A 25,148-nucleotide genomic window follows, 5' to 3' on the forward strand; every position below is an offset into this window, starting at 1 on the left:
TTGTGATTATGGCCGCAGAAGTTGGCTATAAATCGCTTAATTATCTCTATGTTAGTCCTTTGTGCTGACTACAAGTCAAATAGCTTTTAGCATTTACCTGATAGTGGCTCGAACCCCCCGTTCCGGACTGATTTTGAATATTGCAGGGCCGAGTGGCTAGCGTAATCGGTTACAATAATCAAAAAGGGAGGCATCATTATGGCATCATCAATTTTGACTGAAACGTACACCTTAGCAAACGGGGTCAAGATTCCCAAAGTTGGCTTTGGCACCTGGCAGATTCCCCAAGCACAGGCTGAAGAATCTGTGACTAACGCTCTGGAACTGGGCTACCGGCACATCGACACGGCGCTGGTATACCGCAACGAACGCGGCGTCGGTGCGGCAATCAACAATTCCGGGATTCCGCGAGATCAGATTTTTGTGACCACCAAGCTACCCGCTGAGACCAAGACGTACGCGGGCGCGAAGCGGGACTTCGAGACTTCGCTGCAGAATCTGGGTCTCGATTACGTTGACCTGTACCTGATCCACGCACCATGGCCATGGGCGAAGCGCGGCGGTAACTACGACGAAGGCAACAAGGAAGCCTGGAAGGCGATGGAGGAGATTTACCAAAGCGGCCGGGCCAAGGCCATCGGGATTTCTAACTTCGGCGTTCCGGAGATGAAGAACATTTTTGAGGGCGCAACCGTTAAGCCAATGGTCGACCAGATTCGTTACCACGTCGGTTACACTGAGGACGCAATTACCAAGTTCGCCCAGGACAATGGCTTGCTGGTTGAGGCCTACTCACCGTTAGCAACTGGGCGCCTGCTGCAGGACAAGGACTTGACGGATATTGCAGCGCACTACAACGCATCCATCGCGCAGCTGGGCATCAAGTTCTGCCTGCAAAATGGCCTGTTGCCACTGCCAAAAGCTACGCACCGAGAACACGCGAAGAGCAACACGCAGCTGGACTTCACTATTAGTGATACAGATATGGCCAAGTTGAACAGCCTGAACGAAGAGTAGTTCAGAAAATAATGTGGCTAACAAAAAGGATTCCCAACCAGGCGCTGATGCTTCAGCGCCATAGATTGGGAATCCTTATTTGTTTGGCTTTAGGCCATCATCTTCCTGGCTTTTGCCCGGCCGACGATGCCATCGATGATCTGTTGCAGTGAAATCGCAGCCATGCGTTCTTCGGCAGCTGTTTGCACCTCAGCGTAGACCTCATCCAGGGTGTCCTGAATGTTGCCACCGATTGGGCACTGCGGGTTGGTTTTGGCATCGACGTGCAGCAGGGGGCCGCTGCTATCAACCACCTGGTAGACGTCCAGCAAGCTGATGTCCGTAGCGGGCCGGGCGAGTGCCGGCGCGACGACACCAGGGTGGCTGGTGAGGAGCCCGCCCTTGACCAAAAGTGCCATCAGGCGGCGCACCACGCTGGGGTTGGCTTCGATACTGTTCGCGATGGTTTTGCTCGACAGGTCCCACCCCGCGCCAATCTGGATGTAGGCGAGAATGTGGACTGCGTCGCTTAATTTGTGAGAATATTGCACTTTTGCTTACCTCGACTAGTTAATTGTATTGCTAACTATTTTAGCACTTCTTGGATTGCTTCTGGCAGTGGGGTGAGCTCGTGGCCCAGCACGTCTGGCAAGTCAGTTGTGTCCTCCGTCAGAATACCGGACGCAATCAGCTGCATGCCGCCAGCAGCGAACCCGGCAAGCTTAGCCGGCATCCCACCAGCAATCAGTGCCGCCTGGTAGTCCGCATCACTGAGGCTCTTGATTTCAAAATCACCTGCAATTGCAGCCGCCAGTTCGCGGTAGGTGCGGGCTGGGCCGGCGAACTCGTAGACATCCTTGGTGTCAGTTGCGGCGAGGACGTTCGCTGCGGCCTTAGCGTATTCGCGCTCGAGTGCCCAGCCAACTTTTGCATCGCCCGCAGCGTAAAGGAAGTCCTTACCGGCTGCGGCCGCTTGCAAACGGGATAGTTCGTTTTCTAAGTACCAGTTGTTGCGCAGGAAGCTGTGCTTAATGCCGGAAGCGGCGATGGCCTTTTCCGTTGCCTTGTGGTCCGCGGCCAGGGCAACTTCGGCCTGATCAGCGTGCGGGAAGCTGGTGTAGGCGATGAAGGAAACGCCGGCCCGCTCGGCTGCAGCTAAGACGTTGGCATGCTGCTGCGCGCGGGGAACGGGGCCGCCGGGGACTGATGAGATGAAGAGCAAACGGTCAACACCCTGCAAAGCCTTGGTGAACTGCTCTGCATCGTTGTAGTCAGCCTGGCGGATGGTGATGTCAGTGGGGAGCAGCTTCTTGGCCTTGTCAGTGTTGCGGGCCAAAGCCACGATGTCGCTGGCAGGGACTTTTGCGGCTAGGTACTTGATTGCACGCTGGCCAAAACGGCCGGTGGCGCCTGTTACTGCGTATGTTGTCATAATTATTATCTGCTATATAAAATGTGGAAGAATGTCTCTTTGACACCAATAAAGGTTTATATATTTCCTTTCTTGATTTACATTCTGCATTTCACTTAGTCCCGTCTACATTGGTATTCCCACTCCGATAGACATCTTCATGACATTGACCAACTCTTGAACTTTAAGGTATTAGCCATACCCAAAATGATTAATTTACTTGCGCGTATTGAATCAGATTCTCTACGGCATTTTCATCACGACGCATCTTCGCGCCACATTTGTAACACACATATTCATTATGACCAGTATGATGCTTCCGGTTGCCCGATAAGCCGACTTTCTCATCACCGGTCTTAATATAGCCACAACGACAACAACGCTGCGTACTAGGATAAAGTCGGTCAGCCATGACCAGCTTCGCCCCGTTCCACTCGCACTTATACTGCATGATCTGCTTAAACTGACCAAACATCGACCGGTGCAGATTCTTCGCTAGATGCTTGTTCATTCGCATGTGCAGATTGTCCAAGTCCTCAATGGCAATCACGTCATTATCCCGTACCAATTGTGCAGTGAACTTGTGCAGAATATCCGCTTGAATTCGGGAAACCTTTTGGTAATCCCGCTTCAACTTGGCTCTCGTTGAGCGGTAATTGTTTGACCTGAAATTCGTTGGATTAGCAACACGCTTACGTGCCAGTAATCGTTGATACTTGGTGATGCGGCCATACAGATTGAGCAGTTTGTCACTTATCGTTGATACGGATTGGTAACCATTAGCATCCTTGTAATCGAACCGAGCAACATTGGCGTCAACAGCAGTAACCAGATTCCCATTCTTCTGGTCAACTGTCTCATCGACATCGATTGACAAGGATACGTAATACCCATCTGCTTCTTCGACAATGGTGGCAAGCTTTAGCTTACCAATCCAACGAGGACGTTCAGCAAGCCGGATGTCATACCAATCCTTCGCTCCACGCGGCTTGTCCAAACGAAGCTTACCAGCAACAGTTTTGGCTCGATCAGTCTTAAAGCTGTTTTTGGAATGTTTTTTCGACTTAAACCGTGGCTGAGCGTGGTTAGGCATCTGGGGGTTGAAATAGTTCTGCCACCCCTTAGCCAGGTCACTAACCGCTAGCTGCAGTACCCGCGCCGATTGCTCAAATTGCCAATCCTGTTTGTTATTGACCAGTTCGTTACGCACTTTGCGTTCATTTGGTCGTAGCGATTTATCTGCCATCAATACGGATTCGTCATACATGTTGTTCCAAACCTCCAGGGCTTGGTTGTAGCAATAGCGCCGATAGCTGAACAAATTCTGCAAAGCTAACCGCATCGCTGCGTTAGGATACATTTTGGTTTTGTGTGTTTTAATCATTCAATTCACCTCCTCATATTGAAGAATACGCTATTTCAGTTCCTTATCGTTTTCGATTTTGCGTTTGTACTTACGCAAGCCGGAGATACGGCAACTGAAAACTTGAATGATACTGATTAAGTCCTGCGTCATTTCTTCTTGAGGCGATAAATCAGGGTTATTCAGCACCACAATTTGGGTGTTGAACTTATTGGCTAATTGTTCAAACCAGTCATAGCCGAAACGAACAAAACGATCCTTATAAGTGATATACACAGTATCGACATTGTTTGCCATTATCTGATCTAGCAATTCGTTCCAGTGTTTACGCTTATAATTCAACCCGCTTCCAACATCCGTAATCACGTCATCCAGGATTACGCCCTTACCATTGGCATACTGGCGTAAAAAATCAACTTGTTTCTTCAAGTCATCTTTCTGCCCGGCATTCGATACGCGTGCGTAAGCCACTACTTTGTGACCATTTTTCGTAGTTTCGCCAATGTAGGTGCGATACTGTTCTTCGGTATAGTAACGTCTGTTTTTAGGATTACGAAAGGCTGGCAATGTACCATCTTTATCCCATTTCTGCAAAGTTTTAACCGTCACACCAATCCGTGCGGCCATTTCTTTTGGTTTGAGCATGAGGGTGCCTCCCACTGAATTATTGCACTCTCATTATGCCTTATTGTTACACTTTATTCTACGTTTACAATTACAGTTTCATTCCTCCTTAGTTGTTTTTCGTAAGCCTGTGCTGATTAATGTAACATGCTGTTTTAAGAAATACAAGTGTTTTGGGTTTGGTCATTACCACACCACCGGGATTGAGTTCACGGTGTTAGAATGAACGGGTACATAACTTAAACGCGAGGCGAGGAATAATGGCGCAGAAAAAGATTTCGATCAAGGAGATTGCCGCACTGAGTGGTGTCTCCACAGCAACCGTATCCCGGGTCATCAATAATAATGGCCGTTTTTCTGAGCAAACGCGGCAGCGGGTGCTGGCAGTGATCCGGGCTAAGGGCTACGAGCCCAATGCGGTCGCCAAGGGTCTGCGCATGCAGCGGACGAGCACTATTGGCATCGTCGTTCCAGACCTGAACAACAGCTTTTTCTCGGATTTAGTCGAGAAAATCGAGTCGCAGTTTTTTGCCGCTGATTATTCCACTATTATCTGTGACACGGCCCGTAATCCGGACAAGGAAGCGAGTTACCTGCGCATGCTCGAGTCCAAACTCGTGGACGGGATCGTCGTAATTTCTGGTTCCAGTGATTTTGACCCCGACCAGTTGTCGCGCAAAATTCCGGTTGTGTGCATCGATCGGCGCCCGGCGCGCAAAGATGTCATGTATATCGCGTCCGACCATTATGCGGGCGCAGTGCTAGCGACCGCGGAGTTAATCAAGGCGGGCACCAAGCCACTGTTCATTTTGCCATCCCGGACGACGCCGACTACGCGTTCCCGACTGGCGGGTTATCAGGACACGCTGGAGCAGAATGGGCTGACGGTTGAACCGGATAGCGTCCTGCGCCTGACTGCAAATCAGGATGCGGACATTGATTCTCGCCGCACAGCCATTCGGGCGTTTTTGCGGCAACAAAAGGTCAAGCAATCCGGAACCATTGGTGTATTTGCCCACAGTGACAATCTGGCGGCGGACACCTTGATTGCGGCCCGCAGCATGGACCTGAGTATGCCGGATGATTTAAAAATTATCGGTTTTGATGACGCACCCATCGCCCGTTACTGTAGTCCGGAGCTGACAACGGTTCACCAGGACGTGGCCGGAATCGCGCAGCGGGTCAGTGAATACTTGGTCGCGGCGATTCAGGGGGCTGACGTCCCAGCGGAGTCAGAACAGCTGGTTGCTGTGCACTTGGTGAAACGGGGAACAGCATAGAAGTTAAGAGCAAGGTCTGTGGAGTGAATCTGCAGGCCTTGTTTTTTTCTAGGGTGAGTAAAGGATTACGGTGATTTTGGCGGCAATAGTGAGGTGGACAACCATTAAAGTTGACAAGTAATCGCAATCATCGTAGCATATTAGTTGTAGATGAGTAAACGTTTACCCAAACCGTGTAACAACTAAAAATGATGAATCGAGGGCTGAATTATGAGTGCAATTATCGCGCCATCACTAATGTGTGCGGACTTCACCGACATTAAGGGTGAAGTCGCTAAGCTAGATGCTGCCAAGGTCGATATTTTCCACATGGACGTCATGGACGGGCATTACGTGCGGAACGTCGCGCTGGGTGTTGAGGACTACAAGGCCGTTCGCAGCCTAACCAGTACCCCGATGGACATCCACTTGATGGTGGAGAATCCGGATGCGTACATTGAAATGTTTGCGCCGCTCGGACCGAACATTGTTTACGTGCACCCCGACACGGCGCCAAACATCGTGCAGACCATCAAGCATCTGCGGGATTTGGGCATCGCGCCTGGTATTGCGATTGATCCATCCTTATTCATCAGTCAGGTTAAGGACCTTTTGCCGCTGGTGGATTACGTGCTAGTGATGACGGTCAATCCGGGTTTTGCGGGTCAAGCATTCCTGGATTACACGGTCCCAAAAGTCACGGAACTAGGTCAGTTGAAGGAGCAGTTTAACTACAAACTGTTGGTCGATGGCGCAATCTCGCCGGCGCGGATTCAGCAACTCGCCGCAGTTGGGGTGGACGGCTTTATCGTCGGCACCTCGTCCCTGTTCGGCAAGGGCCGCGCGTACACTGACATCGTGCCGGAGCTGCGGACGATTGCGGAGCAGGCGGCCAATGAGCACTTGCTGGCGGGCGCCCGCTAAATTGTGCAAAATCTGCTTAGTTTTCTGCCACAGTTTTTGATTGCGTGTATCCTAAGTGTAAGTAGTTAATAACAGCTTATGCACAGAGGAGCAGAAGAATGATTGGCGTAATTTTTGACTTTAACGGCACCTTGTACGAGGACGCCCAGATTCAAAAGCACGCGTGGAACCAGATGGCCTTGAAATATCGGGGCCGCGAGCTGAGTAGTGCTGAAAACGAAGAGCACATGCACGGCCGCAATAACCAGCACACCCTAGAGTACATTTTGGGCCGGCCCCTGACCGCGACTGAGTTGACCAAGCTCAGCGACGAGAAGGAGCAAATCTACCGGCACGCCTGCGCCGCGGATAAGGAGACCTTCCACTTGCGTCCCGGCGTCCCGGAATATTTTGCCGCACTCAAGGCTGCGGGGATTCCGTTTACGGTGGCGACTGCTTCGGTGTTCGACAACGTGCAGTTTTTCTTTGATGCGTTCGGAATGGACCGCTGGATCGATATCAACACGGTCGCCTACAATGATGGCAAGCTGCGGGGCAAGCCCGCGCCAGACATCTTTTTACGGGCCGCAGCCAACATTAATGTGCCGGCTGAACGGACCATCGTGTTTGAGGATGCGAGCTCCGGAATTGCGGCGGCCGAAGCGGCCCATGCCGGTTGGACGGTCGGCGTGCAGACCTCTGATAATCGGGAAATGCTCCGCGGGGATGACCGCTTAGTGACCGTGATTGGTGATTACACTGACGTTAACGACTTCCTCAATATTGAGTTTTTGCAAGGCTTGTAGAGTTAGTGTTCCGGGTGGATTAAAAAATCGCTGGGCTATTTTTGCCAGCGATTTTTTTATTGTGTAATTGGCGGCCGTTAATGCCAAATCAGAGGTTAAAAAGTCGCTTGGCGTTGTCAGTCAGAATCTTTTGCTTCAGCTGGGGGGTCAGAATCTCCGCGCCGGTGGTCATTTTGGTGACCATGTCTAACAGTGTCGGAATTTGGGCGAGCTGCTCGTGCTTGTTGAAGAAGTGGTCAAAATGCTGCGCCGTTTTGACCAGCTTCATTTTCTGACCGGATTGCTTTGCGTTCGCGTTCACGATTACGCTGAGCAACTGGCTAGAGCGTGTGGTGGCGGTGTATGGAATGTCACTACCGTAAAGAATGTGTTCCTCGTCAGCAAGTGTCAGTAGCATCGGCAACTGCCGCGGGAAGACCGCGCCAGCCGTGTCAAAGTAAACATGGCGTAGCGCAGCATACATATCAGCTTGGTATTGCTGCTTCACGAATGCTTGATCGCGGTCGGCGAGGATACTCAGGAATGCGCCGGCATGCGGCACAATCAGCTTGATATCCGGGAAGCGGTCAAAGAAATGGTATTCAAGCAGGTTCATGAAGGTCATCGTTGTATCGATGAAAAAGCCCATTAGCGGCGTTGGCATGTCAATGTTGACGTTCTTTGGCAGAGCGGCTGGTTGATTCGGGTGCATGGCAACGACCGCTTTGGCAGCATTCAGCTGGGTGTATACCTCATCGAAAATCGGCGAACCAAAGTAAATCCCGCGGGTGTTAGTCGGTACAGTGAAGCCCCGGGCGTGGTGCGATAACGCCCAATTAATTTCACTAACGGCGTCGTTCACGTAAGGTAGCGGCAGCGACGCAAGATAGCCCAGCTGCTGCGGGTGCTCGATTGCTAGTCGCTCGCCGTCCGCATTTGCCTGCCTGGCAATTTCAAGGGTCTCCTGCCGATCACCAAAGTTGAAATGCGGTGAAGACAGTGACAGCAGTGAGTAAGCAATTTTGTTTTTGGCCATGAAGTCTAATGTGGTTGCAGGTTGCCAAGCGGGTGTCGGCCAGCCATCGGGATCACCTGCAATATGGCGTGCTAGCGCGTCTGTGTAAATTTTGGGTAAGTAATGCGTGTGGACATCAATAATTTCGTTCATCAAAACACCTCCATTGTTTGTAATCAACACTGTGTTTAGCTCTCTTTTAGCTTAAGGCGGTGCAGTGGCAACAACAATAATCAAAAAATTGATGAGTGTTGATTTGAATGTAACAATCAGTGCTAATGCCCGCAGACAATGCGTTTTTGATAAAGGCAACGTTGATTTATTTGTTTCGGCGGCGAATAATGGGTGCAAATTAACAATGAGGTGGTAAAGCAAGTGGTCAACAAAATCACGGCGACAGAAGCACGCATCAAAACAGCTTTTCTTGAATTATTGAAGACAAAGACTTTTGAGAAAATCTCTGTTAGTGATATCAGCAAGGCTGCTGGAATCAATCGCGGAACGTTTTATCTTCACTATGTTGATAAATACGCCCTGCGTGAACACTATGAGGATGAGTTGATCGATCAGGTTAAACGGTTCTATCAGGAAGACTTTCAGGAGACGATGGTGTATCAGTCGGTCAAGGCCAACGGGGTGTTCACGTATCCGGTCGTTAAAGACATCGTGGACCTAGTCGCTGCTGAATTTGAGTTGTTCAAAGCACTTCTGGGGCCAACTGGTGATCCGCATTTCGAGCTGCAGCTGAAGCAAATGTTGCGCGCGGCGATTGCTGTGCGCATTGACCACATCAAAGGTCAGCTGACGATGGCGAAGTATATCCCTGAAGACTATGCGTGGGAGCTCATCATCTCCGGATTGTTCAGTATCATTAAGGTCTGGATGCAGACATCCCAAGCGGACAAAGCCCCTGAAGTATGTGCAATCATCATGAAGACGCGGTTTTTGAGCCCCTACGATCTACTCGGCATCAGTGATTAGGCCGGTACCAGGTTTTGAAGTAGTTCATCGTGCTAAACTTTAGGCAAAAAGTGTAAGAAGGCGCAGTATGAAAATAATCGGCTTATTAGGCGGCATGAGTTGGGAGAGCACCGTTACTTATTACCGCATCATTAATGAATACGTGCAGAAGCAGCTCGGCGGGGTGCACTCAGCCAAAATGGTGATTACTAGTGGTGATTTCGCCGAACTGGCGGCTATGCAGGAACGTGGCGACTGGGATCAGGCCGCGGCGTGGTTGACAGAACAAGCGCAGGCACTCAAGGCGGCCGGTGCGGACTTCATGATCATCGGCGCCAACACGATGCACAAGGTGGCGCCGCAGCTGCAAGCGGCCGTTGACTTGCCGCTGCTGCACATTGCGGACGCAACGATTGCTGAACTGCAAAAGGCCAACATCACGCGCGTCGGCTTACTTGGTACCAAGTACACCTTGACGCAGGCCTTCTACAAGGACCGGATTGCGGCCGCTGGAATCAATGTTCTGTTGCCAGATGCGGCCGGCATCGAGACCGTCAACAAGATTATTTATGATGAACTGTGTGCGGGCAAAATTTTGCCGGCGTCCAAGCAAATTTTGCTGAAGGAAATTACGAAGATGCAGGCACAAGGGGCGCAGGGCATCATCTTGGGCTGCACCGAACTGGATCTGCAGGTCAAGCCCGAAGATACACAGCTGCCGGTGTTTGATACCACGGAGATTCACGCGCTGGCCGCGGCGGCACGGGCACTAGCCGACTAAATACAATTCAAAAAGACCGTTTCGACATGCTGTTGCTGTCGAAACGGTCTTTGTTTAGTCATCAGTTACAGGGGGCTGTTGCCGCTTGTTGCGCACCGCCTGCCAGGCCAACCAGCTGAAGACCACGATCAGCAGCACGCCGAGGACGGTGTAGGTGTGCGCATTCCACGCGTGAATGAACTGGCCGAAGAACATGTTACTCAGCGGCGCGACGCCATCGAACACCAGGAAAATCAGGCCGATGACGCGCCCGAGCATTGGCCGTGGCGTCACCGCCTGCATCAGCGTGGACAAGCTGGAGAACAGTTGCGAATCAAAGAAACCGCTGATGAACGCGATTGCTAGCCACAACGGGTGGGTCAGGTGGAAGCCAAGGTAAATCAGCAGGAGGGCCAAAACGATTTGCTCCAGGTAGAGCTGCAGCGTAGAGACAGCGCGCTTCTGCGTCGCAATCAGAATGCCGCCAAGAATGCCACCGACCGCGGATAATAGCAGAAAGTTGGAATAAGCGGTCGGCTGGCCGGCGAAGCGTTGGTCGGCGATGAACGGCGCCGTCAGCAGGAACCCGGACGCGCAAAAGTTGTACGCACCGAGCGCAAGCATCAGCTCGGTCAGCTGCCGACTTTTGAAGACGAAGCTGAGGCCGGAGATGGTGTCGCCGATGAGGTGAGATTTTGCCTGCACCGGTTTGAAACGCGGCGCCTTGATGGACGCGTTCAGGAGGGCCGCAACAAAGTACGAGCCGGCGTTCACCAGCATGAAGCCTTGGAACCCAAGCATTTTGCTGGCGAGCAGGAGGCCACCAACCATTGGTGCCACGACGCTGGCCATCGAAAAGGCCGTGTTGGCAATGGCGTTGAAGCTCTGCAATGCGCTTGGGGCAATCACGTCCGGTGTCAGGGCTTTGGCTGCCGGATAGTTGATGGCGGTCATCAAATCCAGCACCGCGGTGACAAAAATCAGCAGCCAGGTTTGCGGGTTTGCCGGCGTGATCAGCCACGCACCGAGCAGACAGGCCGCAGCAGCCAGGGCGTCGCAAGCGATGAGCACCAACTTGCGGTCGTGGTGATCAACGAGGGATGCGCCGACAACATCGCCGACGATGTACATGATGCCCCCGATCCCGGTCACGAGGCCGACCAGCTTGGTGTCGCCGGTGGCCTTGACCAGTAACCAGTTTAAACCGAGTAGGAAGATTGCGGAGCCGAGCTGCGAGATGAAGGGACTTAAGATTAATTGGTAGTTAATGCGTTTCTTTTTCATAGCGTTAATTAAACATCCAATTTCCAGATTGTATGACGGCAGTGGTGCGCACAAGCTGTCGCCCTTAAGTTGCTAGCAAATAGTTTAGCCCTGCTCGTTGATTTTGGCGACAGTCTCGTAGTTCGTCTTGAGGTGCACGAGGTTGCGCTGATAATCACGCGCGTACATGATGTTGAACAGGACGTCGAGCAGGTATTCGAAGGTGGCCTGCGAGGAGAAGGTGCTGACCTTAACCGCGGTGTCATTCTCGTCCTGACTGGCAACCAAGCTGGCATCAGCCCACGCCAACTGTGCGGATTGCGCATTGCCGGTGATCACCAGTGTCGGCACCTGGTGTTTGTGCAGTAACTGCAGGTATTGAATGTGCTTGCTGGAGTTGCCGCCATAAGATAGGAAGACCGCGCAGTCGGTGGGCCGGATCGCCGCGGCGTTCCACGCGCCGTCGTTATACTCTTCGGCGATGACGGCCACCCGCGCGACCTTGACCAACTTGCTCTGAAAGCTGCGGGCCCGGATCTGCGAGTCGCCGTCCGCAAACAGGTAGATGCGGTCGGCTTTGGTGAGGATATTTGCCGCGGCACCCAGCTCCTGCTCGTTCAGCTGGGCAAAAGCGTGCGCGACCGCGGTCGTGGTGAGGTCCGCCATCTTTTTGGCAATCGTCAGGGGTGAATCGCCGGGCGTGAAGGGAAAATTGGCGTTCACTTCCTGGACGGTCAGGGCCTGTCGCTGCGCCTCTTTGCTCAGTTGGTTACGAAAATCACGAAAGCCGGTGAAGCCCAGCTTTTTGGTGAAGCGCACCACGGCGGAGTGGGAAGTGTAAGACGCGGCGGCGAGTTGCTGAATCGTGATGGTCGGGACGTCATCAAGGTGCTTTAGAATGTAGTCCCGCAGTCGCTCCTCAGTTGCGGTTAGGTTGTTCGCAGTTTTTAATTGATCAGTTAATAACATTGATAAACTCCTCCGAACAAAATGTTCAAAATCAGCCGGTTTGAGGGCCAAAATTGTGAACGAAACGGCCAGAAACCTGTCCAGACATGAATTTTGCCAGTCCGGCCCCTATACTGAAGGTGTTGAGCAGAAAGAGGTAAACGCATGAAACAATTAACGATTGGTTTTATCGGCAATGGTAAGAGTGCAAACCGTTACCACTTGCCATTTATCATGAAGCTTCAGGACAGAATCAAGGTCAAGACGATTTACGCCCGGCACATTACGGACAAGTGGCAAAAGCTGCCTAGCATCAACTATACCACTGATATTAATGACCTCTATGCTGACCCGGAGATTCAGTTGATTGTCTTGTCGGTGCCGGCTGCGGTGCATTACCGGTTGGCTAAAGACGTGCTGAACCACGGTAAGAATGTGCTGGTGGAGAAGCCGTTCACGACGACCGCTGCGGAAGCGCGCGAGTTGTTTGCCCTAGCGAAACAGAAGCATTTGCTCATCCAATGCTATCAGAACCGGCGTTACGATTCAGACTTTCTGACGGTGCAGAAGGTAATCGCCAGCGGCAAGTTGGGTGACCTGCTTGAAGTTGAGTCCACTTACGATTATTATCGACCACAGGTACCTGAAAGTCAGGACCATTTTGCCATTGAAAACAGCTACCTGTACGGGCACGCCTGCCACACTCTGGACCAGATCATCTCCTATTTTGGCCGTCCCGATTCGACGCATTACGATGTTCGCCAGCTGCTCGGGCCGCAGCGCATGAATGATTATTTCGACATCGACATGTATTACGGCGTCATGAAGGTGTCCGTGAAGTCGAGTTACTTCCGGCTAGTACCACGGCCGAGCTTCACGGTGTACGGCAAAAAGGGTGTCTTCGTCAAGCAGGCAATGGACCGTCAAGAAGTTGATCTGAAGCATTTTTACATGCCAAGTCACGCGGACTTCGGCATCGACCGGCCGGAAGATTACGGCACGCTGACGTACATTGATGCGGCTGGTCAGTATCACCAAGAAAAGGTTGTCTCGGAAGTTGGCGATTACAGTCGCGTCTACCAAGGATTGTACGATGCGATTATCAATGGCAAGCCGAAGACAGTCAAGGACGAAGAGACGATTCTGCAGATGGAGATGCTCGAGACTGGGATCAAGGAGATTACCGAGTCTGGTGCTAACGCCGCTGCGAAGTTGGATTAAGTCCAATAGTTCCTCCCTAATTAGAGTGACCACCCCGGCAGAATTGGGCTGCTGGGGTGGTCACTTTTTGCGTGGCGAGATTGTCTGAGTTGGCACGGGTGAGCGGCTTTTTGGCCAAAACGGCTATAGGACATATAAAAAAATATGCGCAGGACCCGCTACAAACGTTGATGTGGCGGGGGTTACAGCAATCGGTTAAAATATGGCCCGGGTGCTGCGACAGTTTTGCTAAATATGGCTTATCCCAATACTTGCCAAGCGCGCAAATGCAGACGGGGCAAGGAATTGCTGGCCATATTGCGCCTTTTTGAAAATATGTCCTAAGCAAGTTTTGGCATTTATGGCTCTGGGGCGTTGCGACTCAGGCAGGTGCAGCGCACAGACTTTTCCAGCAATTCATACGGCCGGCTGGTACCCGCGCGCGCGTCGGTGTATGGTTTAAGTAAGCGAATTCACAAAGGAGACTTCGATCATGCTCAATTACCGTTTAACGACCACAGACGACCAGCTCCAGTTCTATCAGCTCTACCTGTACGCCTTCAATGGTGCGGACACGCAGCAGCGCCGGGCGTTCTTCAACCCGCGTTACGAGCACGCGCTAACGTACGGTATCAAGGAGGACGGCCAGCTGGTCAGCGGCTTGTACTCACTGCCGTTTACGGTGAACTTCCATGGCCGGCGCTACCACATGAACGGAATTGGCGACGTGATGTCCGCACCGGAGTATTCCGGCCGCGGCGGGGCGAGCCAGCTGCTGCGGGCGGCGCTGCAGGACATGGATGCGGCCGGCGTGGAGCTGTCTTACCTCGCACCGTTTTCCTTGACCTTCTACCGGCGTTTCGGCTATGAACAAGTGTTTAACCACATTGAATACCGCATCGCCAGCCGGGATTTTGCACTGGCGCGGAGTGCGGCGACCGGTACAATTGAGCGGGGACCGCTGAGCAAAATGGCGCCGGCCATCAAGCCGCTGTACGTGCGCAGTGCTATTAGCCAGCGCGGCGGCGTTGAGCGGCCCGACTGGTGGTGGGACTACCTCTACCTGCGCAACCGCTGGGACGCCGCCGTTTACCGCGACGCCAGTGGGGTGGCACAAGGCTACCTGATTTACAGTCGCGAGAGTGAGCAGCTCGTAATCAAGGAGTTTGTTGCCGCGACGAATGCCGCCCGCCAGCAACTGCTTGGCTTCGTGGCTAAGCACAAGGTAACCTTCAAGGAGCTAGTCTACGACGCCCCCGACACGGACTTGTGGGCGGATTACTTGCCAAATGCGGACGCGGTGGAGGCAACTATTAAGCCGTACATGATGGCGCGGATTGTGAACCTGCCGGCATTCATGCGTAAGTATCCGCTGGCTGCGGGTACGCAGGCGGATGTCACGTTTAAGCTGCGTGACGACACGATTGCGGCCAACGACGGCTACTGGCGCTTGCAAGTCGGGGCGGGCAAAATTGAGCTAACGCAGGTTGAGGCAACGCCAGCCGCGGCACAAATGTCAATTCAACGGCTGAGTCAGATTTTACTCGGTGCGCAGTCGGCGACGGCACTGCGGGCACGGGGCCAGATTGTGGCAACAGCGGCGCAGGCGGCCCAGCTTGATGCAGTGCGGGTGAAGCAGACACCGGCATTAGTAGATTACTTTTAGAAAATCAAGCCAAACAGGTTTGGCTTGGCAGAAGCAGGGAGTGAGACTGATCACCCCCTGCTTCTTTGTCATGGAACGGCGGATGCATAGAAGCAATACGCCTCTGATAATCTGCTGCGTTGCAGATATGAGAAACGTGTCTGTACTCCTGGTTGTTAGCGCTCCCAGGGTGTACAACGAATAATGTTAAGAAGCTATGCTAACCTTTTTTTATCCAAACGGTGGGTATGTGCTTAATAAATGTGATTAACTCGGAGGCTTTTAAATGAGGAAGAAGACAATTTTCGGATTAGCGACTGCAGCTGTTCTCGCTGGCTTAGCGGTCACGAGCACTAACACTTCGCCAGTACACGCGGCGGCTGGTGATCCGGCACCAGATTCTGGGAATACGCAAAAAGCACCGGACTTATCAGCCCTGAAAGCGGCAAATGACCAGGCAAAGGCAGACGAAGCCGCCGCACAGACTGCTTATACAGAAGCACAAAACAACGCGAATAGTGCACAGTTGGCGCTGACTAAAGCGCAGAGTAATTTAGTTACTGCACAAGACAATCTGAAGGCTGCGCAGGCGGCAACTCCAGAAGCAATTCAGCAAGCCCGGGAAGCTGTGGACCAAGCTAAGAAGGCAGTCACAACTGCTCAGAGTGCCGACGACAATGCCGCGGGTGATCTAGCAACTGCCCAAAAGAATCTGGCCGACAAACAGGCGACCCTGAAGACAGCAACAGATGCTTTGACCGCACAGCAAGCTAAGGTCACTGCAGCAGAGAATACGGAGAAACAGGCCGCTGCAGACGCAACCGGTGATAGTTCTGCGGTCCAGAACGCACAGACAGCGGTTGATAGTGATAATGCGAAGGTCGATAGCGCAAAGAGTGCCCAGGACGCTGCACAAAAAGACTTGGCTAAGGCAAAGGATAACGCGGGTAAGGACATCAAGTTACCTGATGCTACATTTAAAGGCCGTCCACAAACTCCGGGCAACATGTTTGAGCAAGATACTAACGCTGTTAAGGCAGTACTTGAACTGCGTAGAGAGGGTAATTATGAAGACGACGGTGGTAATGCAGATATCAATAATCCAAATTACCAGGGCTATACTTCGACTAATGCGGAAGACAGTGTGACATTTACACGGAACGACGATAGAAGTACTTTTTTCTCAGCTGCTCAACTTAAGCGAATCGCAGAAATTTTTGTCGGCACGCTGAATGACGCCCGGACTGAGTTGGGGGAGACACCAATTTTTACAATCAGCAATTTAAGTCAGGCTAGGGCGATGAACTGGGCAAGCCATACTGCAAGTGGTTCCGATGTGAATCCAGGTGATGGCAACCTGATTAATGTTCAGCAGCAGCAGGCCAACGCTACGACGTATCATGGTGATTATATCGATGGCGAAACTGTCGTCATGAGCATGATGAAAAACTTTGGTAGCTACTTGGATTATGCATCAGCCCAGGGTTTGGCCTTGGGATGGGCCTCAGGAAGTTTCGGCGCACATCCAAAAACTCCAATATATGACATATTACTAGACACACCAGCGGGGACAACATCCGTAGAAATTGGTGTAGCGATTGCTAAGAACCAGGGAATGCTTTGGTACTACCAGACATACGCTGGTAATGAGCCAACCGAGTTCACGGTCAATGGTGGTGCACCGCAGAAAGTCGTAACGGAGACGCCTAGTGTCAACAAGATTGTTGCTGAAGAACAGGCTGCCTACGATCAAGAAGTCGCTGCTGCCAGTCCTGAAGCGGCACAGGCCAAACTGCAGCAGGCCACGGATGCACTGACTGCCGCACAAGCTCAGCTTACTAAGGACACGCAGGCACTTGAAGCAGCCACCAAGTCCGCAACAGCAAGCGATGCTACGAAGCAGCAGGCATTAGCAGATGCAAAGCAAGCCGTAATCAACGCCCAGAACGAGTTGGCAACAGTAGCCAAAGCTAAAGATGCTGCCGCCGCAGATGTTCAGTCTGCAACAAGCACCACAGCCGCAGCTCAGGGTGATAAGGATAAAACGGCCCAAGCGCTGGCTGATGCACAATCAGCTCTTTCTGCCGCTGAGAAGAAACTTTCTGCTTTGACCGCAGCCGCAGCCAATGTGACTAAAGCAAGCGAATCTGTAGCTAATGCCCAGAAAGCCGTCGATGACCTGAGCAAGACCCAGGCAACTACGGCAAGTGCGGCAGCGAAGGATAAAGCCGCTCTGCAGGCTGCCATCGCCAAGCAAGCCGCCGCACAAAAGGCATTTGATCAAGAATACGCTGCTGAACACCCAAGTGCGCCGATTATCTTCAATGGGGAGGAGAGTACCATTAGCACTACTGCAACTGTTAACTCGCCTAAGCCAGGCAACACTGATGATTCAAAGACCAAGCAAGCTGCCACTTATTTCCGGGGTGTAGCAACGATTGCAAAGGGTGGCGCTGTAGTTTACGATGGCAATTTCCAGGCAACTAGCCGCGTACTTAGTGCGGGAACAAATTGGAAGTCATTTGCCGTTGTGATTGGCAAAGACGGACGGGAGTACTATGACCTGGGCGGAAATCAGTACGTCCTGGTAAGCGCCGTTTCCTTAGCAGTTAAGACCAAGACACCGGCTGCCGCAACCAGCAAGGCGCAGACCAAATTGCACGCAATCGCCCACATTAACTACGTACCTGGATATGGGATTCAGGTATGGCACGGTGATTTCAAGACAATGGCGCGGAATGCTGACGGGAGTCTGAAGAAGCTCGGCGACCAGACGAACTGGAAGGTCTTCGGCGTCGTCACGGACAAGGGCCACGTATTCTACAACCTTGGTGGTGATCAGTTTATTGATGCCGCCTATGTAACATTGCGTTAGAATTAATCCGAATAAATACGGGCCATCACCCCAACTTGAGGTGGTGGCCCGTATTTGTCGTGCACCGGTGTGCTTCGAATCATGAGTAGTCCTTCCGGTACAAATGCACCGCCGTCACGATTGCCAGCACGAGCCCCAGAATCATGACGATGGTAAAGCCCACCCACGTTTTTTCCCACGGCAGACCCCCAACGTTCATCCCCCAAATCCCGCTGATCAGTGCCGGAACGGAGATCACCAGTGCCGCGGAGTCGAGGTACTTCATCAGGTGGTTTAGGTTGTTGTCCATCATGTCGGAGAACAGGCCGCCGATGGTCTCCAGCAGGTCGCGGTATAGTCGAACCATCTTTTCGGCCTGGCGCTGGCGCAGCTGGATGCGGTAGACGAGTCTTTTGGCCATTGAATCAACGAAGCGGTCATCTTCAAGGTAGGCGTCGACCGTCCGCTCCATGTCCTTGAGGCTGTGGTCGAGGTAGACCACGGTGCGCTCCGTGTCGGCAAGTTTGAATAGTTCCGCATTCTCCGTCGTTTTGCGCGCGGATTGGTCGAGGGCGTCGATTTCGTGCTTGATGTCCTCGAGCTCCATGATGAAGTGCGCATAGATCCGCAGCAACAGCTCCCCAATGAGTTCGGTGAAGTTAGCAAAAGTGTAGTCGTACTCTAGAAAGTCCTGCCAGTAGGTGGAGCCGTCGCCAAAATCGATAATCAGCAATTCCTCTGCTGCCACGATTGTCACGGGTTCCAGCCGGGTCTCGATCTTCTCATCCCGATTGCTGGATAGATCCATGACCACCAGTGAGACCGCATCTTTCAGCTTGGTGTCTGGCAAAAGTTCGTGGCGAGTCAGTTCCACCGCTGCGTCGCTGGCAGCAAAGAGGTCTTCCGGCAAGGCGAACTCGGCGCAAATGTCCTGCCGTTCCTTGTCGCTGGCGTCTTCTAGGATGATGATGTTGCGCTGCTCCTTGTCACACTTCTTAACGGTGTTATCACTTAGTTTGTAGAAAGATATCATTGTCAGTGTCCCCCCAGACATGTTGATGATGGTATTTTGCAAACGCTTTAGTTATCTATCTTAACGATAACATGCTGGGGAGACAGGACAAAGAGCTGTGCTTAGTTTTGTTGAAGTGTAAACCAATGCGGTACCACAGGCTTAATGCACACATCAATTCTTTTTGTATCCACACTTGACATTAATCTTTGACGGGCATATTCTAATCACAACTTAAGTACAGACATCACACGCGAAGGGGCTGATCAACATGTTTAACGTTTTGACAACTGGAATGATTGTTTTCGCTAAATTGTTGTTGCAGCCCCGTTTTGCGTTGCTGGCCTTGTAGGATTACTCATCCGCCAAGATATTATGTGCGGCTTGTGCACGAGCCGCGCTAAGCCAAGATGATGCTGTGCTGGGAAAGTTTTATAGCTATTTTCTAATTTTGCCCAGTTAGCATGTGAAACTATAAACGAAGCTAAGTTCGCCAGTCATCGTTTGTAGCACCTGTTAACTGGGCTTTTGTATTGATGCCACAATTGTTTTGCGAGTATTACTCGGGAAAGGAATCATCATGAAAATCAAGACTGCTCTGACAGGAGTCGCGATGAGTTCACTTGTTGTCCTCATGGCTGCCTGCGGTTCAAACAATTCTTCCAGTAGTGCGAAAAAGACTACGATTACATATATGCAGGGTGATGTGCTTCAAACCATGGATCCTGCGCACGCGTCCGACATTATTTCCGGCCAGTCAATTGACGATACTGAATCGGGCCTCTACCGGTATAAGAACAAGAAAATCGTCCCCGATTTAGCTACTAAGAATGCAACGGTAACTAATAATGGCAAAACATATACGTTCCATCTCCGCAAGAACGCCAAATGGTCAGATGGTAAAGCACTGACCGCAAATGATTTCGTATATTCCTGGCAGCGGATCGTTAACCCCCAGACCAAATCAGAGTACGCATACATATTTAGTGGGATTAAGAATGCCGATGCTATCATGGCCGGCAAAAAGAACTACAGGACATTGGGTGTTAAAGCAATCGGCAAATACACATTCCAAGTTCAGCTGGAGAAGGCAATGCCTTACTTTAACAGCATGATCACCCTGCAGACGTTTGACCCGGTTGAAAAGAGTGCTGTTGAGAAGTATGGCGCCAAATTCGGGACCAATGCGAAGTACGTCACTTATTCAGGTGAGTACCGGCTAAAGAAGTGGTCCGGTTCTGAAACTACTTGGACTGAAAACAAGAACAAGTCATACTGGAACGCCAAGAATGTGAACGTTGATCAGATCAAGTACCAAGTGGTTAAGGACAACAGCACTGCCCTGAACCTGTTTGAAGATGGCAAGATTGACGATGTTTCCGTATCTGGCGATAGTGCAACTCAAAAGCAAAACGACCCCGCATACAACACGGTTCTGCAAAACGGGACGTACTACCTGGAACTGAACCAGGACAAGGTGCCGGCACTGAAGAACCAGAAAGTCCGGCAGGCACTCTCCCTCGCCATCAATCGTAAGCAGTTTATCAAGCAGGTGCTTGGCGATGGTTCAAAGCCAATCAAGACGGTTGTTCCAGCCAACATGATGAGCAACAGTCAAGGAACTGACTTCACAACCGCTGCTGACAAGGGCTTAAACGCTTATGCTTCATACAACCTCGCGAAAGCAAAGCAACTCTTCAAGGAGGGGATGAAGGAAGCTGGGCAGTCTAGTCTGAAGATGACCTTACTGACCGATGACACCGATACAGCCAAAGCCACGGTTGAATACCTGCAGAACGCTTTCCAGAAGCTCGGTTCAAACGTCACTGTTTCAACTAAGGAAGTACCATTTAAGACCCGGCTGCAGCTATCCGCTGACAAGAATTTTGACGTCGTCGTCTCCGCATGGTCTGCTGATTTCCCTGATGCAATCAGCTTCCTGGATCTGTTCACGACCGGGAATACTTACAACCGGGCGCAGTGGTCTAACAGTGAGTACGACCGGCTGATCCAGGCCTCCAAGACGACCGATTCCAACAACCCAAGCAAGCGTTGGAACGACATGGTCAAAGCCGCACAGCTGCTCACAAAACAGGATGCCGTTATTCCCGTTTACCAGAGTGGTAAGGCCCACCTTACTAACACCAAGGTTAAGGGTCTGCACACTAGTCCAAACGGAATGATTTACTGGGACACTGTAACTAAGAAGTAAGTCTGCATGGGCAGTTCAAACGGATAACAATCTGCTGAACTGCCTTTTGCTGTGGAGAGTGTCCACGAAGGGGGTGAAACGATGCAGATTAATAAGGTAGAGCTAGCCGACTCGTTCTGGGACTTCTATCGCGATGCGGTGCGCACCAAAATGCTGCCTTATCAATGGCGGGTCATTAACGATGAAGTTCCCACGCCGACTGTCAAAAGTGCTAACCCTTATTTGAATAATCAGCCGAGTCACGCGATTCGGAATTTGCGTATTGCGGCTGGTGAAGTGAACGGTCACTTCAGTGGTTATCGTTTTCAAGATTCTGATGTTTACAAGTGGCTAGAAGCGGTTGCCTACGTGTTAGAGGCAGGTTGCGATGAAGAGTTGAAGGCGCACGCTGATGCAGTTGTTGCACTTGTTGGCCGTGCCCAAGCGACGGATGGTTATTTAGACACATACATTCAAATTGACCACCCGGAAGCTAAATTCAAACACGTTTCAATGAGCCATGAGCTCTACGTGATGGGGCACTACATTGAAGCTGGTGTGGCTTACAATCACGCAACGGGTAACCAAGCGGCCTTGATGATTGCGCGCAAAATGGCTGATTGTCTTGATCACAATTTTGGTCCTGAAGCGGGTAAGATGCACGGATATCCTGGCCACCCGGAAATTGAACTGGCTTTGGCCAAGTTAGCGGACGCGACCGGTGCGGAGCGCTACTACAAACTAGCAGCGTACATGCTGGATCAGCGCGGGAAGCAGCCTGACAACTTTTTCCACCAGCAGAGTGCTGACCGGCGGGAGACAGGCTCACTAGATGAGTTAGACCGGCAAAATGCTGAGCCGGAAGACGATTATTTTCAAAACGATCGCCCCATCCGGGCTCTTAAACGGGGTGAAGGCCACGCCGTGCGCATGGTTTACTTACTAACGGGAATGGCCCGGGTCGCAAGGCATACGCACGATGCGGAGTTGCTAGCCAAGTGTGCGCAAATATGGCGGCACATTACCAATCGGCAAATGTACATCACTGGCGGTATCGGTGCAGATCCATGGCATGAAGGCTTCGGCCCAGATTACTATTTGCCCAACAGCACTGCCTACTGTGAAACCTGTGCCGCTTGTGGCATGGTGTTCTTCACGCAACAATTATTGCTGGAAGATCCGCAAGCTGAATATGCTGATTTGATTGAGCGGGAACTATACAATGGCATCATTAGTGGGATGGCGCTGGATGCGGAGCACTTCTTCTACGTGAATCCGTTAGCGGTTGATCCAGCTGAAATTACCGCAGATAAGGGCCGCGAGCATGTGCTCCCGGAGCGCCCATCATGGTTAGCATGTGCATGCTGTCCCCCTAACCTAGCTCGGGTAGTGGCCGCCCTGCACCATTATATTTACACGAGTAATGCGGACACCGTATATGTGCAGCAGTTCATTAGTAGTCGGGCCCAATTTGCTAACGGGGTGACTGTGGCGCAGGTTAGTGCATTACCTTGGAACGGAAAAACAACGTTAACGGTCACGGCGCCAAAGCCAAGTGACTTCACCTTAGCCATTCGCGTCCCATACTGGTGTAATGGGCAGCTGACAGTGACGATTGACGGGATTCCCGGGAAAACTCAGGTTGATGCAGATGGTTATTGCCGGATATCCCGCAGCTGGGATGACACAACCAAAGTAAACGTTGAATTCGCGATGGCGCCACGGTTAGTCTGGGCTAACCCCCGTGTGGCTGCAGATGTTAATAAAGTTGCCATCCAAAACGGCCCCATCGTTTATGCTGCGGAGGAGGTTGATAATGGGCCGCGACTGGCAACCATCGCAATCGACCCGTACGTTCCGTTACGCATTGGTCAGCAGGTGCCAATTGCAATGGGTAAAAAGGTGCCGGCAATTCAGCTGGATGCAGTTCGCAAGCAGAACAGCGGCAAGCCCTTTTCAAGTGTTAAACCTGTAACTGAGTCAATGGAGTTAACGCTCATCCCATATTTTGCGTGGGCAAATCGGGGTGTTAACGAGATGACTGTTTGGCTAAACGAAAAAATATAGCAAATGCTGGTTAACCATGTGTAGACATGGTAGAAATGGAGAAAAAATGGCAAAGTTCAAAGAAGTCCGTGCGGCAATGGCAAAGCAGGGAGTTGATGCCCTGGTTTTGACCAACCCAATTAATGTTTCCTACGTTAGCGACTTTAGCGGTGATGAGAGTGGCTTGGTGGTTACTCAAAACGAGGCCGCATTGGTTACTGACTCCCGCTTCATTGAGGTGGCCAAATCAGAGGTACATGAAGCTGACGTACTCATGCATACTAAGGGTTTATTACCATTTATGGGTGCGTTGGTCGATAAGTATGGTGCCAAAAAAGTGGGGTTCGAATCTGCGTACATGACCTTCTTTGATTATGACACCCTCCGCAAAAACACTAAGGCAGAGCTCGTGCAAACCTGGCACCTGGTGGAGCAGATTCGCGAAATCAAATCGCCAGATGAAGTTGAATTGATCCAAAAGGCAATCGACATCGCCCAAGCCGGATACGAGCACGTGCTCAAAACCATCAAGCCAGGAATGACGGAGCGGGCAGTGGCCACAGATTTGGACTTCTTCATGCGGGGATTAGGAGCAACAGCGGTTTCCTTTGAAACAATTGTTGCTTCCGGTTATCGCTCAGCCCTTCCCCATGGTTTTGCCGACGACAAGGTAATTGAGGACGGCGATGTCATCACCCTTGACTGGGGTGCAATTTACAAAGGCTACATGTCCGATCTGACCCGGACGTTTGCAATTGGCACCCCAAATCCAAAGATTGATGAGATTTACAAATATGTATTTCAGGCTAACCGCGAGTTGGCAGCTTCAATGAAGCCAGGCGTGCTTGGTAAAGAGTTGCAAGCAACCGCGCACCGTGCAATCGATGCCGCGGGTTACAAGGACTACTTTGGCCATGGTGCAGGGCACGGGATCGGCCGCGACATTCACGAGGGTCCGGGTGCATGGGGCCCATATTGGGAAACACCGATTCTGGCCGGTAATGTGGTTACTGATGAGCCAGGGATTTACCTGCCAGGAATTGGTGGGGTCCGGATCGAGGACGACATTCAGATCACTGCTGACGGTCACAAGCAGTTGTCGATTACCGCACCAGCTGAGCTGTTGCATATTTAGGAGGATTTGCCCATGCAAAAAGTACGGCGGCGGGACCGGGAAATCGGTCTGGATGAAATCAAAAAGGCGGTTGCGGACTGCCACGTTGTGCACTTGGGGCTGAACGATTCGCCCTTTCCGTACGTTGTGCCGACTAACTATGGGTACGAGTGGCAGGGTGACCAATTGTTGCTGTATATTCACGGCGCGCGGCAGGGCAAAAAGCGCGACCTGATCGCGGCCGACCCGCACGTGTGCATTGAAATCGACGGCGGGATGACCTTGCTGAGTGCAGGGGATGAGGCGCCGGATTATTCTGCATACTACCGCAGTGTCATCGGCTTCGGCACCGCCGAGTTGGTTGCTGACGCGGACGTGAAGCGGCACGCACTCGACCTACTGATGCAGCACGAAACGGGGCGGCATCTGGATAGTTTCAACGCAATCCCGGATAACAAAATCTTCGGGGTCGGCGTCATCAAGGTAACAATCACCGAACTGACAGGTAAAGCCCACCCGGCACCAAAAACTGAATAACAGTCGTTTGAGGCTAGTTCGCAATTAGAAGCTTCGAATTGACCAACCACCATCGCTGTCGGCCGACTCCTGACCGTTCGTAATTATGGTGAGGAGTCGGCCACCTTCGCTGCGCTTCGGATGTAGGAGAGTAAGCGGCAAGCCGCAAACTCTCCCAGCATGTAAACGTGGCCCACAATGCAGCTCCTTCCGCTTAGCCCAAAACGCACCTACTCCAAGTTCGGAATAGGTGCGTTTTCTGCTAATGCTCAGGAGCTAACCG

21 protein-coding genes are annotated in these 25,148 nt (G+C 51.7%); 13 read left to right on the forward strand and 8 right to left on the reverse strand.

Annotation, left to right across the window (positions count from 1 at the left end; genetic code table 11):
• Positions 1–198: 198 nt before the first annotated feature.
• Positions 199–1,017, forward strand: a complete 819-nt coding sequence (locus GN107_RS02645) for an aldo/keto reductase (protein WP_155286307.1) — start codon at positions 199–201, stop codon at positions 1,015–1,017.
• An 89-nt stretch (positions 1,018–1,106) separates the two neighbouring features.
• Here GN107_RS02645 and GN107_RS02650 read toward each other — a convergent pair whose 3' ends face one another.
• The 4 genes from GN107_RS02650 to GN107_RS02665 all read right to left on the reverse strand — a co-directional run bounded on the left by GN107_RS02650 (position 1,107) and on the right by GN107_RS02665 (position 4,415).
• Entirely contained in the window at positions 1,107–1,547 is a 441-nt protein-coding gene (locus tag GN107_RS02650; protein ID WP_155286308.1) for an Rrf2 family transcriptional regulator, read from the reverse strand.
• A 35-nt stretch (positions 1,548–1,582) separates the two neighbouring features.
• Positions 1,583–2,428: an NAD(P)H-binding protein gene (locus GN107_RS02655; protein ID WP_155286309.1), complete on the reverse strand. Its 846-nt coding sequence runs from the start codon at positions 2,426–2,428 to the stop codon at positions 1,583–1,585.
• A gap of 190 nt (positions 2,429–2,618) precedes the next feature.
• Positions 2,619–3,791 (reverse strand): RNA-guided endonuclease InsQ/TnpB family protein, encoded by a 1,173-nt coding sequence (locus GN107_RS02660; protein WP_155286310.1) that lies wholly within the window; start codon positions 3,789–3,791, stop codon positions 2,619–2,621.
• A gap of 30 nt (positions 3,792–3,821) precedes the next feature.
• Positions 3,822–4,415, reverse strand: a complete 594-nt coding sequence (locus GN107_RS02665) for an IS607 family transposase (protein ID WP_155286311.1) — start codon at positions 4,413–4,415, stop codon at positions 3,822–3,824.
• 239 nt (positions 4,416–4,654) lie between these two features.
• Between GN107_RS02665 and GN107_RS02670 the strand changes: the two genes are divergently transcribed.
• From GN107_RS02670 to GN107_RS02680, 3 genes are all read left to right on the forward strand, one after another.
• Positions 4,655–5,674 carry a LacI family DNA-binding transcriptional regulator gene (locus tag GN107_RS02670; protein WP_155286312.1) on the forward strand — a complete coding sequence of 340 codons (1,020 nt, stop codon included), beginning with the start codon at positions 4,655–4,657 and terminating at the stop codon, positions 5,672–5,674.
• Between the two features lie 210 nt (positions 5,675–5,884).
• Positions 5,885–6,577, forward strand: coding sequence for a ribulose-phosphate 3-epimerase (locus GN107_RS02675; RefSeq protein ID WP_155286313.1), 693 nt, complete (start codon positions 5,885–5,887; stop codon positions 6,575–6,577).
• A 98-nt stretch (positions 6,578–6,675) separates the two neighbouring features.
• Complete coding sequence (locus GN107_RS02680; protein WP_155286314.1) at positions 6,676–7,362, forward strand: HAD family hydrolase; 687 nt, start codon at positions 6,676–6,678, stop codon at positions 7,360–7,362.
• 88 nt (positions 7,363–7,450) lie between these two features.
• Here the strand turns inward: GN107_RS02680 and GN107_RS02685 are convergent, their stop codons facing one another.
• Positions 7,451–8,509: an amidohydrolase family protein gene (locus GN107_RS02685; protein ID WP_155286315.1), complete on the reverse strand. Its 1,059-nt coding sequence runs from the start codon at positions 8,507–8,509 to the stop codon at positions 7,451–7,453.
• 222 nt (positions 8,510–8,731) lie between these two features.
• Between GN107_RS02685 and GN107_RS02690 the strand changes: the two genes are divergently transcribed.
• Both GN107_RS02690 and GN107_RS02695 read left to right on the forward strand, forming a co-directional pair.
• Complete coding sequence (locus tag GN107_RS02690; RefSeq protein ID WP_196246228.1) at positions 8,732–9,337, forward strand: TetR/AcrR family transcriptional regulator; 606 nt, start codon at positions 8,732–8,734, stop codon at positions 9,335–9,337.
• Positions 9,338–9,404: 67 nt separating this feature from the next.
• Positions 9,405–10,097 (forward strand): aspartate/glutamate racemase family protein, encoded by a 693-nt coding sequence (locus GN107_RS02695; protein WP_155286317.1) that lies wholly within the window; start codon positions 9,405–9,407, stop codon positions 10,095–10,097.
• A gap of 54 nt (positions 10,098–10,151) precedes the next feature.
• Here GN107_RS02695 and GN107_RS02700 read toward each other — a convergent pair whose 3' ends face one another.
• The gene (locus GN107_RS02700) at positions 10,152–11,360 is read right to left on the reverse strand and encodes an MFS transporter (protein WP_155286318.1); all 1,209 of its coding nucleotides are present in this window, start codon (positions 11,358–11,360) and stop codon (positions 10,152–10,154) included.
• 84 nt (positions 11,361–11,444) lie between these two features.
• Positions 11,445–12,308: a MurR/RpiR family transcriptional regulator gene (locus GN107_RS02705; RefSeq protein WP_155286319.1), complete on the reverse strand. Its 864-nt coding sequence runs from the start codon at positions 12,306–12,308 to the stop codon at positions 11,445–11,447.
• A 144-nt stretch (positions 12,309–12,452) separates the two neighbouring features.
• Here GN107_RS02705 and GN107_RS02710 point away from each other — a divergent pair, with 144 nt between their 5' ends.
• The 3 genes from GN107_RS02710 to GN107_RS02720 all read left to right on the forward strand — a co-directional run bounded on the left by GN107_RS02710 (position 12,453) and on the right by GN107_RS02720 (position 18,007).
• Positions 12,453–13,508 carry a Gfo/Idh/MocA family oxidoreductase gene (locus tag GN107_RS02710; RefSeq protein WP_155286320.1) on the forward strand — a complete coding sequence of 352 codons (1,056 nt, stop codon included), beginning with the start codon at positions 12,453–12,455 and terminating at the stop codon, positions 13,506–13,508.
• A 472-nt stretch (positions 13,509–13,980) separates the two neighbouring features.
• Positions 13,981–15,153 carry a GNAT family N-acetyltransferase gene (locus GN107_RS02715; protein ID WP_155286321.1) on the forward strand — a complete coding sequence of 391 codons (1,173 nt, stop codon included), beginning with the start codon at positions 13,981–13,983 and terminating at the stop codon, positions 15,151–15,153.
• 265 nt (positions 15,154–15,418) lie between these two features.
• On the forward strand, positions 15,419–18,007 hold the full coding sequence (locus tag GN107_RS02720; RefSeq protein ID WP_155286322.1) for an SLAP domain-containing protein: 2,589 nt from the start codon (positions 15,419–15,421) through the stop codon (positions 18,005–18,007).
• A 79-nt stretch (positions 18,008–18,086) separates the two neighbouring features.
• Here the strand turns inward: GN107_RS02720 and GN107_RS02725 are convergent, their stop codons facing one another.
• On the reverse strand, positions 18,087–19,019 hold the full coding sequence (locus GN107_RS02725) for a magnesium transporter CorA family protein (protein WP_196246229.1): 933 nt from the start codon (positions 19,017–19,019) through the stop codon (positions 18,087–18,089).
• A 559-nt stretch (positions 19,020–19,578) separates the two neighbouring features.
• Here GN107_RS02725 and GN107_RS02730 point away from each other — a divergent pair.
• From GN107_RS02730 to GN107_RS02745, 4 genes are all read left to right on the forward strand, one after another.
• Positions 19,579–21,210, forward strand: a complete 1,632-nt coding sequence (locus tag GN107_RS02730) for a peptide ABC transporter substrate-binding protein (RefSeq protein ID WP_155286324.1) — start codon at positions 19,579–19,581, stop codon at positions 21,208–21,210.
• Positions 21,211–21,291: 81 nt separating this feature from the next.
• Entirely contained in the window at positions 21,292–23,256 is a 1,965-nt protein-coding gene (locus GN107_RS02735; protein WP_155286325.1) for a glycoside hydrolase family 127 protein, read from the forward strand.
• 46 nt (positions 23,257–23,302) lie between these two features.
• Complete coding sequence (locus GN107_RS02740; RefSeq protein WP_155286326.1) at positions 23,303–24,370, forward strand: M24 family metallopeptidase; 1,068 nt, start codon at positions 23,303–23,305, stop codon at positions 24,368–24,370.
• Between the two features lie 12 nt (positions 24,371–24,382).
• A complete protein-coding gene (locus GN107_RS02745) occupies positions 24,383–24,886 on the forward strand; it encodes a pyridoxamine 5'-phosphate oxidase family protein (RefSeq protein ID WP_155286327.1) in 504 nt (167 codons plus the stop codon).
• Positions 24,887–25,148 lie beyond the last annotated feature (262 nt).

The organism is Lacticaseibacillus zhaodongensis (genome assembly GCF_009687905.1).
Lineage (GTDB): Bacteria > Bacillota > Bacilli > Lactobacillales > Lactobacillaceae > Lacticaseibacillus > Lacticaseibacillus zhaodongensis.

Bases quoted from the DNA above. Each gene is read 5' to 3' on its own strand.
- GN107_RS02660 (WP_155286310.1), bottom strand. From the start codon at position 3,791: ATGATTAAAACACACAAAACCAAAATGTATCCTAACGCAGCGATGCGG.
- GN107_RS02685 (WP_155286315.1), bottom strand. From the start codon at position 8,509: ATGAACGAAATTATTGATGTCCACACGCATTACTTACCCAAAATTTAC.
- GN107_RS02705 (WP_155286319.1), bottom strand. From the start codon at position 12,308: ATGTTATTAACTGATCAATTAAAAACTGCGAACAACCTAACCGCAACT.
- GN107_RS02670 (WP_155286312.1), top strand. From the start codon at position 4,655: ATGGCGCAGAAAAAGATTTCGATCAAGGAGATTGCCGCACTGAGTGGT.
- GN107_RS02700 (WP_155286318.1), bottom strand. From the start codon at position 11,360: ATGAAAAAGAAACGCATTAACTACCAATTAATCTTAAGTCCCTTCATC.
- GN107_RS02675 (WP_155286313.1), top strand. From the start codon at position 5,885: ATGAGTGCAATTATCGCGCCATCACTAATGTGTGCGGACTTCACCGAC.
- GN107_RS02740 (WP_155286326.1), top strand. From the start codon at position 23,303: ATGGCAAAGTTCAAAGAAGTCCGTGCGGCAATGGCAAAGCAGGGAGTT.
- GN107_RS02735 (WP_155286325.1), top strand. From the start codon at position 21,292: ATGCAGATTAATAAGGTAGAGCTAGCCGACTCGTTCTGGGACTTCTAT.
- GN107_RS02730 (WP_155286324.1), top strand. From the start codon at position 19,579: ATGAAAATCAAGACTGCTCTGACAGGAGTCGCGATGAGTTCACTTGTT.
- GN107_RS02665 (WP_155286311.1), bottom strand. From the start codon at position 4,415: ATGCTCAAACCAAAAGAAATGGCCGCACGGATTGGTGTGACGGTTAAA.
- GN107_RS02715 (WP_155286321.1), top strand. From the start codon at position 13,981: ATGCTCAATTACCGTTTAACGACCACAGACGACCAGCTCCAGTTCTAT.
- GN107_RS02680 (WP_155286314.1), top strand. From the start codon at position 6,676: ATGATTGGCGTAATTTTTGACTTTAACGGCACCTTGTACGAGGACGCC.
- GN107_RS02695 (WP_155286317.1), top strand. From the start codon at position 9,405: ATGAAAATAATCGGCTTATTAGGCGGCATGAGTTGGGAGAGCACCGTT.
- GN107_RS02710 (WP_155286320.1), top strand. From the start codon at position 12,453: ATGAAACAATTAACGATTGGTTTTATCGGCAATGGTAAGAGTGCAAAC.
- GN107_RS02720 (WP_155286322.1), top strand. From the start codon at position 15,419: ATGAGGAAGAAGACAATTTTCGGATTAGCGACTGCAGCTGTTCTCGCT.
- GN107_RS02725 (WP_196246229.1), bottom strand. From the start codon at position 19,019: ATGATATCTTTCTACAAACTAAGTGATAACACCGTTAAGAAGTGTGAC.
- GN107_RS02745 (WP_155286327.1), top strand. From the start codon at position 24,383: ATGCAAAAAGTACGGCGGCGGGACCGGGAAATCGGTCTGGATGAAATC.
- GN107_RS02655 (WP_155286309.1), bottom strand. From the start codon at position 2,428: ATGACAACATACGCAGTAACAGGCGCCACCGGCCGTTTTGGCCAGCGT.
- GN107_RS02645 (WP_155286307.1), top strand. From the start codon at position 199: ATGGCATCATCAATTTTGACTGAAACGTACACCTTAGCAAACGGGGTC.